Raw genomic sequence first — 13,752 nt, 5'->3', positions numbered from 1 at the left:
AAGATGTTCGAACATGTCGAGACCTATCCCGGTGACCCGATCCTTTCGCTGATGGACGACTACCAGCGCGATCCACGGGCGGACAAGGTCAACCTGAGCATCGGTTTCTACTACGACGGCGACGGCCAGGTACCGGTGCTGTCCTCGGTGCGCCAGGCGCGCCAGTTGCTGGATACGCGGGTGGAGACGGCCAACCTGTACCTGCCCATGGACGGCCATGGTGGCTTCCGCGAGGCGGTGCAGCGCTACCTGTTCGCCGACAGTGACAACCCGCGCATCGTTACCCTGCAAAGCGTCGGTGGCTCCGGGGCGTTGCGCGTCGGTGCGGATTTCCTCAAGCGCTGGTATCCGGATTCGCAGGTGTGGGTCAGCGATCCGACCTGGGACAACCACCTGGCGATCTTCCAGGGCGCGGGCTTCGTGGTGAATCGCTACCCCTACCTGGACGCCAGCGGCCGGGAGGTGGATTTCCAGCGGATGCTGCAGGTGTTCGCCACGCTGCCGGCTAACAGCATCGTGTTGCTGCATGCCTGCTGCCACAACCCTACCGGGGTGGACCTGGCGCCGGAACAGTGGGATGCGTTGTACGCGGTGTGCCGTGAGCGCTCGCTGATCCCGTTCCTCGATGCCGCCTACCTGGGGCTTGGGGAGGGCCTGGATGAAGATGCCTATGCCATTCGCGCACTGGCGCGGGCCGGGATCACCGGGTTGGTGAGCAATTCGTTTTCCAAGGTGTTCTCGCTGTATGGCGAGCGGGTCGGCTCGTTGTCGGTGGTCTGTGACAGCGTCGAGATTGCCGGGCGGGTGGCGGGGCAGTTGAAGGGGACAGTGCGGACCAACTATTCCAACCCGCCGCGCCATGGTGCGGAGCTGGTGGCGACGATCTTCGCCCATCCCGAACTGAATGCGCTTTGGCGTGAGGAACTGGATGCCATGCGCGAGCGCATGCTGGCGATGCGCCGGGCGCTGTACCAGCGAGTGAAGCCGCTGGAACTGGACTACCTGCTGCGGCAGAAGGGCATGTTCAGCTACACCGGCCTGAGCGCGGCGGCGGTCGATCGTATTCGCGAGCGGCATGGCGTGTACCTGATCCGCAGCGGGCGGATGTGCGTCGCCGGGCTTAACGAATCCAACCTGGACCAGGTGGCCAGGGCGCTTTCGGACCACTGAGAGGACATTTGCCTCTGGCGCCCTTCGGGGCGCTTTTTTTTGCAACCCCGCCGGCCTCATCGCCGGCAACGCCGGCTCCCACAGGGTTCGCGGCGGGCCTTGATCCGGCGATTGGCCGAAGACCTTGTGGGTGCCGGCGTTGCCGGCGATGAGGCCGGTATATCCACCGCAAATCCCTGACCCAGAGCCCTCGCCAACGAGAAATAATTCACATTTTCTTCACATTTATAGAACTTTCCCGACTCACCCCGCCTCGAAGTGACGCATTCGTTAATACATTACCGTCATGGAGGCACCACCCAATGCGCACCCGTAACCTGCTCGCGCCAACCTGCATTCTGGCCCTGTTGGGCGCACCGCTGGCAGCCGTCGCTGCACCGAGCACCGACCCGCTGTTCACCCTGGGCCTGAGCGGCAGCTACGACAAGTTCAAGTTCGAGGGCGGCAGCGAGTCGGACGACCATCACATGGGCCAGGGCGGTGTGTTCGCCACCTTCGGCAACAAGCTCACCGCCGAGTCCGGCTTCATCTACCAGGCCGGTGCCGAGGCCAAGTACGGCAAGAAGAACGACAACAAGCTCAAGGAAGCCCAGGCCGACCTGGACCTCGGCTGGCGTGCCGCGCTGGATGCGCGCAACTTCGTCGACGTGATCGTCGGTGGCGGCTACAGCTGGTCGCGCTACGAGCCGCAGATCAACGACCTGGACACCAAGCTCACGGTCAAGTCGCCGTTCGCCAAGGCGGCGCTGGGCTACAACCACCAATTCGATGCCTCGACCCTGCGCGTCGAAGTCGGTGCCCGCCATACCATCGATGGCCGTGCGCGCCTGAAGGTAGACGATTTCGGCAGCGACACCGTCGACCTCAAGGACCGCACGAATCCGTACGCCGAAGTCAGCCTGTTGATGAACCAGCAGGGCGGCATGCCGATCCAGGTGGGCGCCTATTACACCCGTACCGAGTACAAGCTGGACCAGGACTCGGCAGTGGCGGACAACACCAAGCTCAAGCGTGACGAGTTCGGGGTGAAGGTGGGTCTGGCGTTCTAAGCAATCCACCCTCTGGATTGGGTTGTGCCAGGTGCAGCAGCTGACTGCTGAAGCACTGCGCCTTAAGCAGCAATCAAATTTCAGGAAAAGCTGGAGCCCTTGATATACAAGGCCTCCAGCCCCTGGCACGGGCATTGCCATGCTGCTCTCATCCGTAAAGAGAGAGCTGCCCATGACCCTCCCGTTTCGCCGCCATCGCCTGGCGCTTCTGATCACTGCCGCCTTGCTGCCCACCCAGCCCTTGCTGGCCGCCGAACCTGACGACACCCCGGAGAAAAAGCCAGACGCCTTGCCCACCGTGACCGTCACCGCGCAAAAGCGCGAGGAATCGCTGCAGGACGTCGCCGCTGCCGTCTCCGCCGTGTCCGGCAAATCCATCCTCGACACGGGCGGCGGCTTCACCGCCGGCAAGGCCCTGCAGGACGTGCCCAACGCCATCGCCCCGGAGTTCGCCGGCAACCAGCGCCCGCGTTGGTACATCCGCGGCATGGGCTCGGGAGACATGGCGTCGACCACGGTCTATCCGGTAGGCATCTACTTCGACGACACCTACATCAGCCCACACATCGCCACCGGCGGTCCGCTCTATGACCTGGACCGGGTGGAAATCCTGCGTGGCCCGCAAGGCACCCTGTGGGGCAAGAACACCACCGGCGGGGCGATCAACTTCGTCTCGCGCAAGCCGCGCTTCGAGGACGGCAACGGCTATTTCAAGGTCGATGCCGGCAACTACAACGCCCGTCAGTACGAGGGCGCCTATGGCGGTACCCTGGTGGACGACCGCCTGGCCGCGCGGGTGGCCTTCGTCGACCAGAGCAAGGACGGCCAGTTGAAGAACATCGTCGATGGCCACACCGCCGGCGATGTCCATGACCAATCGGTACGCGCGCAATTGCTCGCCCGCCTGAGCGACGACCTCGACGCCACCCTGCAGCTGCGTTCCCGCGACTACAAGGGGCAGGGCATCGCCACCCGCGCCTGGGGCGCCGGGCCCGGCGGGACCACGCTGTTTGGCCCGGCACCGGTGCTGGACGACGATGAAGCGGCGTTCACCGGCAAGGCCGAGGACCGCATCCAGCACAACGGCGTGCAGCTCAACCTGAGCTGGGCCCTGGGTGAGCTGACCCTGGACTCGATCACCGCCTTTGACGATATCCAGGAAAAGGCCCAGGGCCCGAACATGGGCATCTACGAGTTCGGCCGTTCCTATGGCGACGACCACTGGCGCCAGGTGTCCCAGGAACTGCGCCTGTCTTCAGCGAAGAACCAGCCGATCAGCTGGATCGTCGGCACCCACCTGTTCCATGAGAATCTCGACAGCGCCAACAGCAGCGCCATCCTCCCCACGGCCTACAACGCGCCGTTCGGCGTTGCCAGCTATGGCCGTACCGACCTCGAACAGACCACTACCAGCTACGCGCTGTTCGGCAGCACCACCTGGCAGGCTACCGACGACCTGAGCCTGACTCTGGGCCTGCGCTGGACCCGCGAGACCAAGGACATCGACCTGCACCGGGTCGCCGCCACGGATGCCGCAGACGTGTCCTTTGGCAGTGTCGAGGGTTGGTGGAAGAACTACACCGGCGCCCTGGCCACCGTCGCCACCCAGGACGAGAAACGCACCTGGAACAAGCTGACCTATGACTTCACCCCCGAGTACCAGCTCAACGACAACGCGCGAGTGTATTTCCGCTATGCCAAGGGCTTCCGTTCCGGCGGCTTCAATGGCGGGGCGACGGTGCAGGCGGAGACCTCGGTGGTGGCGCCGGAGAACGTCGATGCCTATGAACTGGGGATCAAGAGCGAGTGGTTCGACGAGCGCCTGGTAGCCAATGCCAATGTCTTCTACTACGACTACGCCGATATCCAGGTGAACAATGTTTCGGTGAGCAACGGCCAAGTGATTTCGCTGCTGACCAACAGCGGTGCCGGGGTGATTCGCGGCGCGGAGTTCGAGGTCCAGGCGCTGCCGCTGCAGAACTTGCAACTGCGGGGCTCGCTGGGCTTGCTGCATACGGAGCTGAAGGACTTCTCGTCGCCAGGCGGGCCGGATTATTCGGGCAATCGCATTGCCCGCTCACCATCGCGAACGCTGTCGGTGGGAGCTAGCTACCGCATTCCGCTGGAAGGGGGTGATGCCGTGACCCTGGACAACAGCTGGCGCTACCAGAGCCGGATCTTCTTCCTGCCCACCGCGCAGGAGGACCACAGCGTGTCTCAAGGCGGCTACACCCTGGGCAATGCCAGCCTGACCTACCACTTTGGCGGGCGCCAGGACCTGGATGTCAGTGCCTATGTGAACAACCTCACCGACAAGCGCTACAAGACCGACAGCGTGCCGTTGCCGTTCGATGTGGCCTGGGATGCACGGGGGGATCGGCGGACCTATGGGTTGTCCCTGACAACCCATTTCTGATCTGTGACCTGCTGCGGGCTTGCCGGCTTCATCGCGGGCAACGTCCGCTTCCACAGGGTTCAGCAGCGCTGCAGACATTGTGGGAGCGGGCGTTGCCCGCGATGAGGCCAGCAGCCACGACACTTCTCTCAGGCTTTATCCCGCAGCCACAGCTGATCGAACCGCCAGGTCGGAAACAGCGTCTTCTCCGCCACCGCACCGCCCACCCTGCGGGCGAATCCATCCACCAGGTTGGCATACCCCCACACCAGCATCCCGCCACGTTCGTACTGGATGCGCTGCGCCTCGTGCACCAGCGGCTTGCGCTTTTCCACGTCCGGCTCGGCCAGCGCCTGCAGGAACAGTTCGGAAAAACGCGGATCGTCGAAGTGGGTCTTGTTCGCCACCGACACCGGTGCATCGGCATGCAGTGCACAGGTCAGGAACGGCGCGCCGATGCTGCCGCCGGTGCTGAAGGTCCATTCGGTGTGCTGCGGGCCATTGAAGGTCGCCCCATCCACCTGGCGCACGGTGATGTCCACGCCCGCGCGGCGGGCCTGCTCGGCGAACACCAGGGCCGAGGACAGCGCCACGCCTTCCTGTTCGGCAACCAGTTCCAGCTTGAGGTTTTCCTGGCCGGCCTCGCGCAGCAATGATTTCGCCTTTTCCAGATCCTGGCGCCGTGGCGGGATGGTGTGGTCGAAGGTCGGGTCATTCGGCGCATACAGGTCGTTGGCCGGCCGCCCCTGGCCATTGAGCACCCGCGCCACCAGTTCCTCGCGATCGGCCAGCAGGCGAAACGCCTGGCGTACCCGCAGGTCGTCGAACGGCGCCTTCTGCGTGTTCATGTCCAGGCTCAGCCAGTTGCCGGTGACCGAGGTCAGCACCTGCAGGCGCGGGTCGTTCTCGATCAGGCGCAGGTGCTCGGCGGCCAGGGCGTTGGCCATGTCCAGCTGGCCGGCCTTGAGCGCGGCGAGGCGCGAAGTCTGGTCCTTGAAGCCGATGATCTCCAGTTCGTCGGCGTAGGGGCGGCCAGACTTGTAGTAGTTCTCGAACCGGGTGAACAGCGAGCGCTGGCCGGCGCTGAAGCTCTTGAACCGGTAGGGGCCGGCCCCCACGGGATTGGTTACCGGGTGATAGTCCACCGGCACGATGCCGCCGAAATTCACCCAGGTTTCCGGTAGCGGCACGAAGCCCGCGCCGTCCTTGAAGCGTACGCGCAGGGTGCGGTTGTCCAGTTTTTCCAGGTTGTCGCGATCGATCCAGTGCAGCAGCGCGGCGTAGGGCGAGGCCAGTTGCGGGTCGGTGAGGCGGCGGATGGAGAACGCCAGGTCGTCGGCATCGATGGTCTTGCCGTGGTGGAATTCCAGGTCCTTGTGCAGGCGCAGGGTCCACACCTTGCCGTCCGGGCTGACCTCGGCCTCTTCGGCCAGGGCCAGGCGCGGCAGCATGTTCTCGTCCCATTCCCAGAGCTTGCTGTACAGGGCGAAGCCGCGAACGATGCCGCTGCCCACCGGCTTGTGGGCGTCGAGGTTGCCGGCCTGGTTGCCGTCGAGAATGCCCAGGCGCAGGCGCCCGCCGTAGCGGGGGGAGACGTCGTTGCTCAAGGGCGCGGAGTCATCGCCGCAACCGGCGAGCAGGCTGCCGCCCAGGGCCAGGCCCCCGAGGGCGAGGCTGTTGCCGAGGAAGCGACGGCGGGTGAAGGGAGGGCGTTCGATCATGCGGGAGCCTCTGAGGGATGCGTTGCTGCGGGTCAGAGCAGGTTTCACGCCATCCGCGGCAGGGGCCCGGTTTTGCTGGGGTTAGCGGGAAAACCGGCGAGCAGGTGCGCAATCGGGTGCTGCTGGGGCAGCAGCTCATCAGCAATGCCACGTCCGATTACCAGCAGCACCAAACTGGTGAGAGGCGTAAATTAATTGCACCAAAAGAAAAATAATTTCCTTTCAGGAATTTCCGGGGGCGATTGCTCCAGATTCGGTAGCTGAATAAAACCCATTTGTTTTCAATCGATTGCGGAATTTTTTGCGCAATCTCGCGACTTGGCAGACCTCTTGCGTTGCAGCCCAGGCAATCACACCGCTCCGGAGCGAGGCTCCGCTGGGCACCCTGTGCCGGTGATTCCCGCTTGCGTGGAAACCGGCATTCCCATCGATTGGAGGCAGTGGGCAATGATCCGGTTTTCACCTGTGGTCCGCGGTACCTTGGGCCTTTCCCTGATGCTGGGCGCGGCGTCGGCATTCGCCGAGGACGCCACCCCGGCCATCGACAGCGGCGACACGGCGTTCGTCGCCCTGTGTTCGCTGGTGGTGCTGTTGATGATGTTGCCGGGCCTGGCGCTGTTCTATGGCGGCATGGCGCGGAGCAAGAACGTGCTGTCGATCCTCATGCAAGTGTTCTGCACTGCGTCGCTGGCGGCGGTGCTGTTCGCCCTGTACGGCTACAGCCTGACCTTCACCGACGGCGGCTCGCTGCAGTCGTTCATCGGTGGCCTGGACAAGCTGTTCCTGCGCGGCGTGGACAAGGACTCGATCACCGGCACCATCCCCGAATACCTGTATTTCCTGTTCATGCTGCTGTTCGCGGCGATCACCCCGGCAATCATCGTCGGTGCCTTTGCCGAGCGCATGAAGTTCTCGGCGGTGATGGTGTTCATGGCGTTCTGGCTGACCCTCAATTACCTGCCGATGGCCCATATGGGCTGGGGTGGCGGTTGGGTGTTCAACCTCGGCGTGCAGGACTTCGCCGGCGGCAACGTGGTGCACCTCAATGTCGGCATCGCCGCTCTGGTGGGCGCCTGGATGCTGGGACGCCGTCGTGGTTTCGGTACCCAGGCCCTGGCCCCGCACAACATGACCATGACCTACACCGGCGGCTGCATGCTCTGGGTCGGCTGGCTCGGCTTCTGCGGCGGCTGCGCCCTGGCGGCCAGCGGCTTCGCCATGCTGGTGATGGTCAACACCATGCTCGCCAGTTGTGCAGGTGCCCTGGGCTGGTTGATTGTCGAGTGGCAGTACCGTGGCCGGCCGAGCCTGTTCGGGGCGATCTCCGGGGCTATCGCCGGGCTGGTGGCGATCACCCCGGCCTGCGGTTTCGTCGGGCCCATGGGGGCGATCCTGCTGGGCTTCATCGCCGGTCCTGTGTGTGTCTGGTCGGTGGACAAGCTCAAGCCGATGATCGGCCTGGACGACGCCTTCGATGTCTTTGGCGTGCACGGTGTGGCCGGGATTCTCGGCGGTCTGCTGACCCCGGTGTTCGCCCTGACGGCGATCGGCGGCCAGGGCTTCGCCGAAGGTCGCGGGTTGATGGAGCAACTGGCGGTCAACGGCGGGGCGATCCTGTTCAGCATCCTGTTCTCGGCCGTCAGCAGCTGGGTCGCCTTCAAGGTGGCGGCGGCGTTGTGCGGTGGGTTGCGGGTGGATGAAGAGAGCGAGGTCGACGGCCTCGACCTCTCGGCCCATGGCGAGGTGGGTTACAAGTATTCCAGCTGAATCATCGTGATTGTCCAGCGCCGACGCCTTGCGTCGGCGTTTGCATTGGAGAAGGGAGAAGCCCATGGGCTGGTTGAATGGATGGACGTACCTGGTTGCCGCAGGGGCCTGCGAGGTGCTGTATGCCTCGATCATTCCCCGCACCGATGGCTTCACGCGGTTGTGGCCGAGCCTGTATTGCGGGGTGTTCCTGGCCCTGAGCATCTACCTGCTGAGCCTTTCGGTCAGGGAACTGCCGCTGGGCCTGGCCTATGCGGTGTGGGTGGGGATCGGGACGCTGGGGACGGTGGTGTATGGGAGCCTGTTTCTCGGGGAGTCGCTGGGGGTGTTGAAGGGGCTGTGCCTGTTGATGATCGTTGGCGGGATCGTGGGGTTGAAGCTGGTGGGGGAAGGGCAGGTGGCTTGATGTGGTGTTTCTGAGGGCAGTGAAAGCAACCGCAGACCTCTTGATAAAAATGCCAGTTGTGGGCGCAGCGGCGAAGGCGTGCAACTATGGGCCGGAGTCCTCTGCCAAACCTTGTGGGAGCTGGCAAGCCAGCTCCCGCAGTGACCGCGTTGCCTGTCAGCTTTACTTCAGCTTCGGCAACTCCTCGTCCGGCATCGCATAGCTGTGCTTTTCATGCACGAAGGTGGTGACCAGGGCATACAGGGTCGCGGCGATCACGACCAGGACGATCACCCCGAGCACGGCGGGCTTGTCGGCGAAGGTGAAGACGGCGCTGGCGCCTTCGTAGGTGCTGATGCTCATGCTGTGACTCCTCAGACGGTGGCTTTGCTTTCGGTGATCAAACGGGTCTGCGGCTTGACCGGCTCGCCGTAGAGGCCGCTCCACTCCGGATAGGCTTGGGCCGGTACCTCGGTCAGGTCCAGGCCGCGTTCCTCGGCATGTGCCGGGACGCGCAGCACGCCGGCCTTCTTCAGTGCCCAGGAGACCAGGTAGCCGGGGATGAAGCCCAGGGCCGCCATCACCAGCGCACCGCCCAGTTGACCGAAGAAGCTGATCTCGGCCATGCCGTTCATGTTCGGGTAACCCGCGAGGAACACGCCGCTGATCACCAGCCCGGCGAAGCCACCGAAGCCATGTACGGCGAAGGCACCGACGGCGTCGTCCAGACGCAGTTTCAGCAGCAGGTTGTTGACCAGTGGCGCCACTGCGGCCACGCCCATGCCGATCAGGTAGGCCAGGCCGGGGTGGTAGAGGTCCAGCCCAGGGGCGACGGAGATGATCCCGACCAGGCCGCCGGACATCATCCAGTACGGCTCGCGGGTGGTCAGGTAGGCGCCGATCAGCCCGCCAGCGAAGCCCATCAGGGTGTTGAAGGCGAAGGCGGAGAGGGTGGTGGGCTGGCCGTAGATGTTGATCCACTGCGCACCCGAGCTGTAGATGATGCAGCCGCCGAGGAAGCCGAAGAAGCCGACGATGATCAGCATCAGGCCGACCACGCTCATCGGCATGCTGTGGCCGACGATGGCGTTGGCGCTGCCGTCCGGGTTGAAGCGGCCGATGCGCGCGCCGAGGTTGATCACCACGGCGAGGGCGAAGAAGCCGGCGATCATGTGCACCACGCCTGCCGCGCCAACGTCATGGTAGCCCCACTGCACGGTCAGCCAGCCTTGCGGGTGCCAGCCCCAGGCGGCGCCGAACAGCCACAGTACCGAGCCGAGCAGGACGGTCATGATGATGAAGGCACTCATGCGCGCCCGCTCGATGATCGCCCCGGACAGGATCGATCCGGTGGTGGCGGCGAACAGGGCGAAGGCTGCCCAGAAGATCCCGGTGGCGTTGTCCTTGATGTTCGGGCCCATGGCCTGGCTCCATGGCATGGCCGCGGAAAGCGCGTCCATGCGCGGTACCAGGCCGTCGGGGAAGGCGTTGTAGATGGCCCAGCCGAACAGGAAGAAGGTCGGCACGATGAAGCCGAAGGCGAGGATGTTCTTGACCCCGGCGGCGAGGGCGTTCTTCAGCCGCGAAGCGCCGATCTCATACGAGAGAAAGCCGGCATGGATCAGGATCATCAGGGCGATGCACCACCAGTAGAAGATCTCCATGTTGAGGGTGTTGGTCATGTCGATGAGGGCTTTGAGTTCCTCGACGGTGGGGGCTTTCTGTTCTTCCATCACTCGATCCTCGATGCACATTGCTGTGGAATGTTGTGGTGGGCAGAAGGAAGTGGACCGCTAGCCGTTGAGGCTTTTGTTGTTGTGTGTCTTGCGAACCTTGCGGGGGGCTGCGCCGCGGTCCTTCGCAGGCAAGTCAGCGCCTACTTCAGCATGGTCTGGATCTGCTGCACGGATTCCTGGGTACGCCGCGCCAGGTTGCGCACTTCGTCGGCCACCACCGCGAAGCCGCGGCCGCCTTCGCCAGCCCGGGCCGCCTCGATCGCCGCGTTCAGTGCCAGCAGGTTGGTCTGCTCGGCGATGCCGCGGATCACCCCGGCGACCTGGGCGATCTGCCCGTAGGTGGCCTGGATGCTGGCCTGCTCGCGGTCATGCAGGGTCGCAGCGGTCTTTTCGTCGCTGATCTCGCGCACCGCCCCGGTCACCCAGGTCAGCCGCCCCTTGTCGTCGCGCAGACAGCGGCCGCGCTCGCGGAACCAGACTTCGCCACGGGTCTTGTGGCGCATGCGGTATTCCACGGCATACAGGCCATCGCCCTCGCGGTCGGCCATGGCGGCGTTGAAGGCCTTCATGACCTGTTTCAGGTCGTCGGCGTTGACCACCGCGAAGTAGCTGTCCCAGCCATCGGGAAATTCGTCGCGGCCATAGCCGATCAGCGCGCGGAACTGCTCGGACCAGCGAATCACGTTCTGCCCATGGTCCGGGTCGCCGTCGACCACGTTCATCGCCCAGCAGCCCTCGGTGAGGGTGCGCTTGGTCAGCTCCCAGACCTGGCGCTCCTCGTCCCAGCGCGCGCGTTCTGATTCCAGGGCCGCCAGTTGCTGCGCGACGCTGTCACGGGCCTGGGTCAGGCGTGCCACCTCTGCCTCTGCCTCGACCAGGCGCCGTTGCAGCGCATCCAGCTCTTCGACGGTGCATGGCGGTGGCGGCTGGCGTTCGGCCTGCTGGCGGATGCGCTGCAGTTCGCCCCAGTCGCGTTGCAGGTGCTGCAGCGTGCCGAGCAGGCGTGGCTGGCGTTGCAGGGGCGGTGCGAGGGCCGTGGCAGCGCCATCGCGGGAGAGTTGTTCGAGCCATTGGCTGAGGGCCTCGGCCAGGTCGCTGGAAGCGTTGCTGAACCACATCGGTCGATTCTCCGTGCTGGAGGGGCAGTCCCTTGCCATTGCCTTGCAATTTTTCCTCCAGTTCAGCCGCGCACCCGGCTCTTCTCCGGGTCGTAGGCCACGGTCGAGGCGCTGACGGTGGCGACGATGCGCTTCTGCTGGCCATCCAGCCGGCCCACCTCGACCCGCGTCCCCGCCGCGCAGTGCGCGATGTCGAGGCGGCACAGGGCGATGTTCTTGCCCAGTACCGGCGAGCGGGTGGCGCTGGTGATCACCCCGACCTGGGCGCGGCCGATGCGCACGCAATCGCCATGGGCGGCCGCCTCGTTGCCCTCCAGTTCCAGGCCCACCAGGCGCTGTTGCGGCTCGGCGCTGCGCCGTGCCAGGGCAGCCCGGCCGATGAAGTCGGCCTGCTTGCTCTTCAATGGCACGCAGAAACCGATGCCGGCTTCGAACGGGTCGGTCTGGTCGCTGAACTCGTAGCCGGCAAAGATCAACCCGGCTTCGATGCGCAGCATGTCCAGGGCCTGCAGGCCCACCGGCACCAGGCCCAGCGGGTCGCCCAGTTGCCAGAGACGGGTCCAGATCGCCATGGCGTCGCGCGGATGGCACCAGATCTCGTAGCCCAGCTCGCCGGTGTAGCCGGTACGCGAGACCATCAGCGGCACGCCGTTGTAGTCGTCGAGGCGCCCGGTGAGGAAGCGGAACCAGCCCAGGTCCGCCAGCGCCGGCTGGGTACCGGGGGTCCAGATCATCTGCTTGAGCAGGTCCCGGGCCAGGGGGCCCTGCACGGCAATATTGTGGATCTGCTCCGAGGCGCTCTTGATCCAGACCTTCATGCCCAGCCGCGCCGCCTGCTCGCGCAGCCAGTCGCCAGCGTGGTCCTCGCCGCCGATCCAGCGGAAGGCATCGCTGCCCAGGCGCAGCAGGGTGCCGTCGTCGAGCATGCCACCGTGCTCGTAGCACAGGGCGCCGTAGACCACCTGGCCCACCGCGAGCTTGCGTACGTCGCGGGTCAGGCAGTAATCGAGCAACGCCTCGGCGTCCGGCCCCAGTACCTCGAACTTGCGCAGCGCCGACAGGTCCATGACCGCAACCCGCTCGCGGCAGCCATGGTACTCGGCCAGGGTGCCGTAGCCGTCGTAGGACAGCGGCGTGCGGAAGCCGCGGTATTCGGTGAACTGCCGGGTGAGGGCGCTGGTACCGGGATGGAACCCGCTTTCCCGGGTCAGTACCGGCTCTGCATCGGGGGATTTGCGCGTGGCCATGGCGATACTGAAACGCTCCTGTGCGGAATAGACGCGGATATGGATATCGGTGGGCTGCCAGCCGTTGGCCGGGTCGATATCGTCCGGGCACGAACTGCTGGCGCAGACCAGGTCGGTCAGGGCCCGCAGCAGCACGTAGTCGCCGGGGCGCGACCAGGGTTCGTCGACGGTCAGCTGCTGGTGGGCATCCACCGCGGTGTTGAAGAAGAAGTTGATCGCCGGCCAGCCGGCCCGGGCCGTCACGCCGTGGCGGGCGAGGGCGCGGCTGAGGTTGTCGCTGCAGTTGTCGTGGCCGAAGTAGCCCTGGACCTCGTAGTAGCGCGCGGTGCAGGCGAGGGCGAAGGTGTCGTGGCGGCCGACGGTGTCGCGTACCACTTCGAGCATGGGTTGCAGGTTGCGGTCGTAGTAGCGGCTGAACAGGCCCGGCACCGGCCAGGCGTTGCCGTTGAGGGTCCGGGTCACCGTCGGGTCGAGGTCGATCTGCGCGCCGCTGTCGAGGCCGCGCCGGTCGAAGGCGATGAAGTCCGAACACTGCCGCCCGGCGACGTCGAGCACCTGGATGTACTGGCCGGCACCCACGAGGTAGTCGCGGGCGGTGCCGGGGTTGAGGGTGAACTCGTCCACCAGTTCGCCCAGTGGCGCAGGCAGTGGCGGCGCCAGCCGGGCGCGGGGCCTGGCCCTGCGCACCAGCAGGCGCAGCTCGCTGGCCCGCACCTGGCTGTCCACCGGCGTCGGTCCGCCGGGGGCGGCCACCAGTACCAGCAGCGCCTTGCTGCAGTGGAATACGCGGCTATGGCCGGCGGGGGTCGCGGCCGGCCATAGCCGTGCGGCGTCCGGCAGGTGACGGCAATCGATGCCGCGCCGGGCCAGGCCGGCGCTGACATGGGCCGCCTCGCGACTGCCGTCGCGCAGCAGGTGGCCGATGCAGGCGGCGCCGGCACTGGGGCGCAGGCCGAGGGCGCCGAGCGCGGCGCGGTTGCCGGCGAATGCCAGCAACTCGGCGCCCTGGTCGCCCTCGACGTCGATCACTTCCAGGCGGTCGTCCGGCTCCAGGCTCACCACCGTCAGCCCACCGGGAGCGACGCGGTGGCGCTCGACGAGGGGATGACGGGCGAACAGCGCCGGCTCCAGCGGACGGGATATCACGGGTGCTTGCATGCCGGA

At 65.6% G+C, this 13,752-nt stretch carries 9 protein-coding genes and 2 pseudogenes; 5 read left to right on the top strand and 6 right to left on the bottom strand.

Annotated features, from left to right (window positions below):
- The first annotated feature begins 3 nt into the window (after positions 1 to 3).
- The 3 genes from AC5QPF_RS17570 (at position 4) to AC5QPF_RS17560 (ending at position 4,635) form a co-directional block, all read left to right on the top strand.
- Positions 4 to 1,170 (top strand): aromatic amino acid transaminase, encoded by a 1,167-nt coding sequence (locus AC5QPF_RS17570; RefSeq protein WP_494959105.1) that lies wholly within the window; start codon positions 4 to 6, stop codon positions 1,168 to 1,170.
- 302 nt (positions 1,171 to 1,472) lie between these two features.
- Entirely contained in the window at positions 1,473 to 2,219 is a 747-nt protein-coding gene (locus AC5QPF_RS17565) for an outer membrane beta-barrel protein (RefSeq protein WP_494959104.1), read from the top strand.
- Between the two features lie 172 nt (positions 2,220 to 2,391).
- A complete protein-coding gene (locus AC5QPF_RS17560) occupies positions 2,392 to 4,635 on the top strand; it encodes a TonB-dependent receptor domain-containing protein (protein ID WP_494959103.1) in 2,244 nt (747 codons plus the stop codon).
- A 128-nt stretch (positions 4,636 to 4,763) separates the two neighbouring features.
- Here AC5QPF_RS17560 and AC5QPF_RS17555 read toward each other — a convergent pair whose 3' ends face one another.
- The gene (locus AC5QPF_RS17555) at positions 4,764 to 6,335 is read right to left on the bottom strand and encodes an ABC transporter substrate-binding protein (RefSeq protein ID WP_494959102.1); all 1,572 of its coding nucleotides are present in this window, start codon (positions 6,333 to 6,335) and stop codon (positions 4,764 to 4,766) included.
- Positions 6,336 to 6,782: 447 nt separating this feature from the next.
- Here AC5QPF_RS17555 and AC5QPF_RS17550 point away from each other — a divergent pair, with 447 nt between their 5' ends.
- Positions 6,783 to 8,102: an ammonium transporter gene (locus AC5QPF_RS17550; protein ID WP_494959101.1), complete on the top strand. Its 1,320-nt coding sequence runs from the start codon at positions 6,783 to 6,785 to the stop codon at positions 8,100 to 8,102.
- 64 nt (positions 8,103 to 8,166) lie between these two features.
- Entirely contained in the window at positions 8,167 to 8,508 is a 342-nt protein-coding gene (locus tag AC5QPF_RS17545) for an SMR family transporter (RefSeq protein WP_494959100.1), read from the top strand.
- 162 nt (positions 8,509 to 8,670) lie between these two features.
- Here the strand turns inward: AC5QPF_RS17545 and AC5QPF_RS17540 are convergent, their stop codons facing one another.
- The 5 genes and pseudogenes from AC5QPF_RS17540 to AC5QPF_RS17520 all read right to left on the bottom strand — a co-directional run bounded on the left by AC5QPF_RS17540 (position 8,671) and on the right by AC5QPF_RS17520 (position 13,746).
- Entirely contained in the window at positions 8,671 to 8,850 is a 180-nt protein-coding gene (locus AC5QPF_RS17540; RefSeq protein WP_494959099.1) for a hypothetical protein, read from the bottom strand.
- 11 nt (positions 8,851 to 8,861) lie between these two features.
- Positions 8,862 to 10,220 (bottom strand): ammonium transporter, encoded by a 1,359-nt coding sequence (locus AC5QPF_RS17535; protein ID WP_494959098.1) that lies wholly within the window; start codon positions 10,218 to 10,220, stop codon positions 8,862 to 8,864.
- Between the two features lie 146 nt (positions 10,221 to 10,366).
- Positions 10,367 to 10,534 (bottom strand): annotated as a pseudogene (locus AC5QPF_RS17530) (methyl-accepting chemotaxis protein); the annotation flags it as partial.
- A 126-nt stretch (positions 10,535 to 10,660) separates the two neighbouring features.
- Positions 10,661 to 10,945, bottom strand: a pseudogene (locus tag AC5QPF_RS17525) (PAS domain-containing protein); the annotation flags it as partial.
- Positions 10,946 to 11,403: 458 nt separating this feature from the next.
- Positions 11,404 to 13,746, bottom strand: coding sequence for a trimethylamine N-oxide demethylase (locus AC5QPF_RS17520; RefSeq protein WP_494959097.1), 2,343 nt, complete (start codon positions 13,744 to 13,746; stop codon positions 11,404 to 11,406).
- Between the last annotated feature and the right edge of the window lie 6 nt (positions 13,747 to 13,752).

Source organism: Pseudomonas sp. Con_6 (assembly GCF_059379395.1).
Note: the sequence above shows the minus strand (reverse complement) of the source record. Positions and strands in the feature narration are given on the sequence as shown.

Bases quoted from the DNA above. Each gene is read 5' to 3' on its own strand.
- AC5QPF_RS17520 (WP_494959097.1), bottom strand. From the start codon at position 13,746: ATGCAAGCACCCGTGATATCCCGTCCGCTGGAGCCGGCGCTGTTCGCC.
- AC5QPF_RS17555 (WP_494959102.1), bottom strand. From the start codon at position 6,335: ATGATCGAACGCCCTCCCTTCACCCGCCGTCGCTTCCTCGGCAACAGC.
- AC5QPF_RS17560 (WP_494959103.1), top strand. From the start codon at position 2,392: ATGACCCTCCCGTTTCGCCGCCATCGCCTGGCGCTTCTGATCACTGCC.
- AC5QPF_RS17535 (WP_494959098.1), bottom strand. From the start codon at position 10,220: ATGGAAGAACAGAAAGCCCCCACCGTCGAGGAACTCAAAGCCCTCATC.
- AC5QPF_RS17570 (WP_494959105.1), top strand. From the start codon at position 4: ATGTTCGAACATGTCGAGACCTATCCCGGTGACCCGATCCTTTCGCTG.
- AC5QPF_RS17565 (WP_494959104.1), top strand. From the start codon at position 1,473: ATGCGCACCCGTAACCTGCTCGCGCCAACCTGCATTCTGGCCCTGTTG.
- AC5QPF_RS17540 (WP_494959099.1), bottom strand. From the start codon at position 8,850: ATGAGCATCAGCACCTACGAAGGCGCCAGCGCCGTCTTCACCTTCGCC.
- AC5QPF_RS17550 (WP_494959101.1), top strand. From the start codon at position 6,783: ATGATCCGGTTTTCACCTGTGGTCCGCGGTACCTTGGGCCTTTCCCTG.
- AC5QPF_RS17545 (WP_494959100.1), top strand. From the start codon at position 8,167: ATGGGCTGGTTGAATGGATGGACGTACCTGGTTGCCGCAGGGGCCTGC.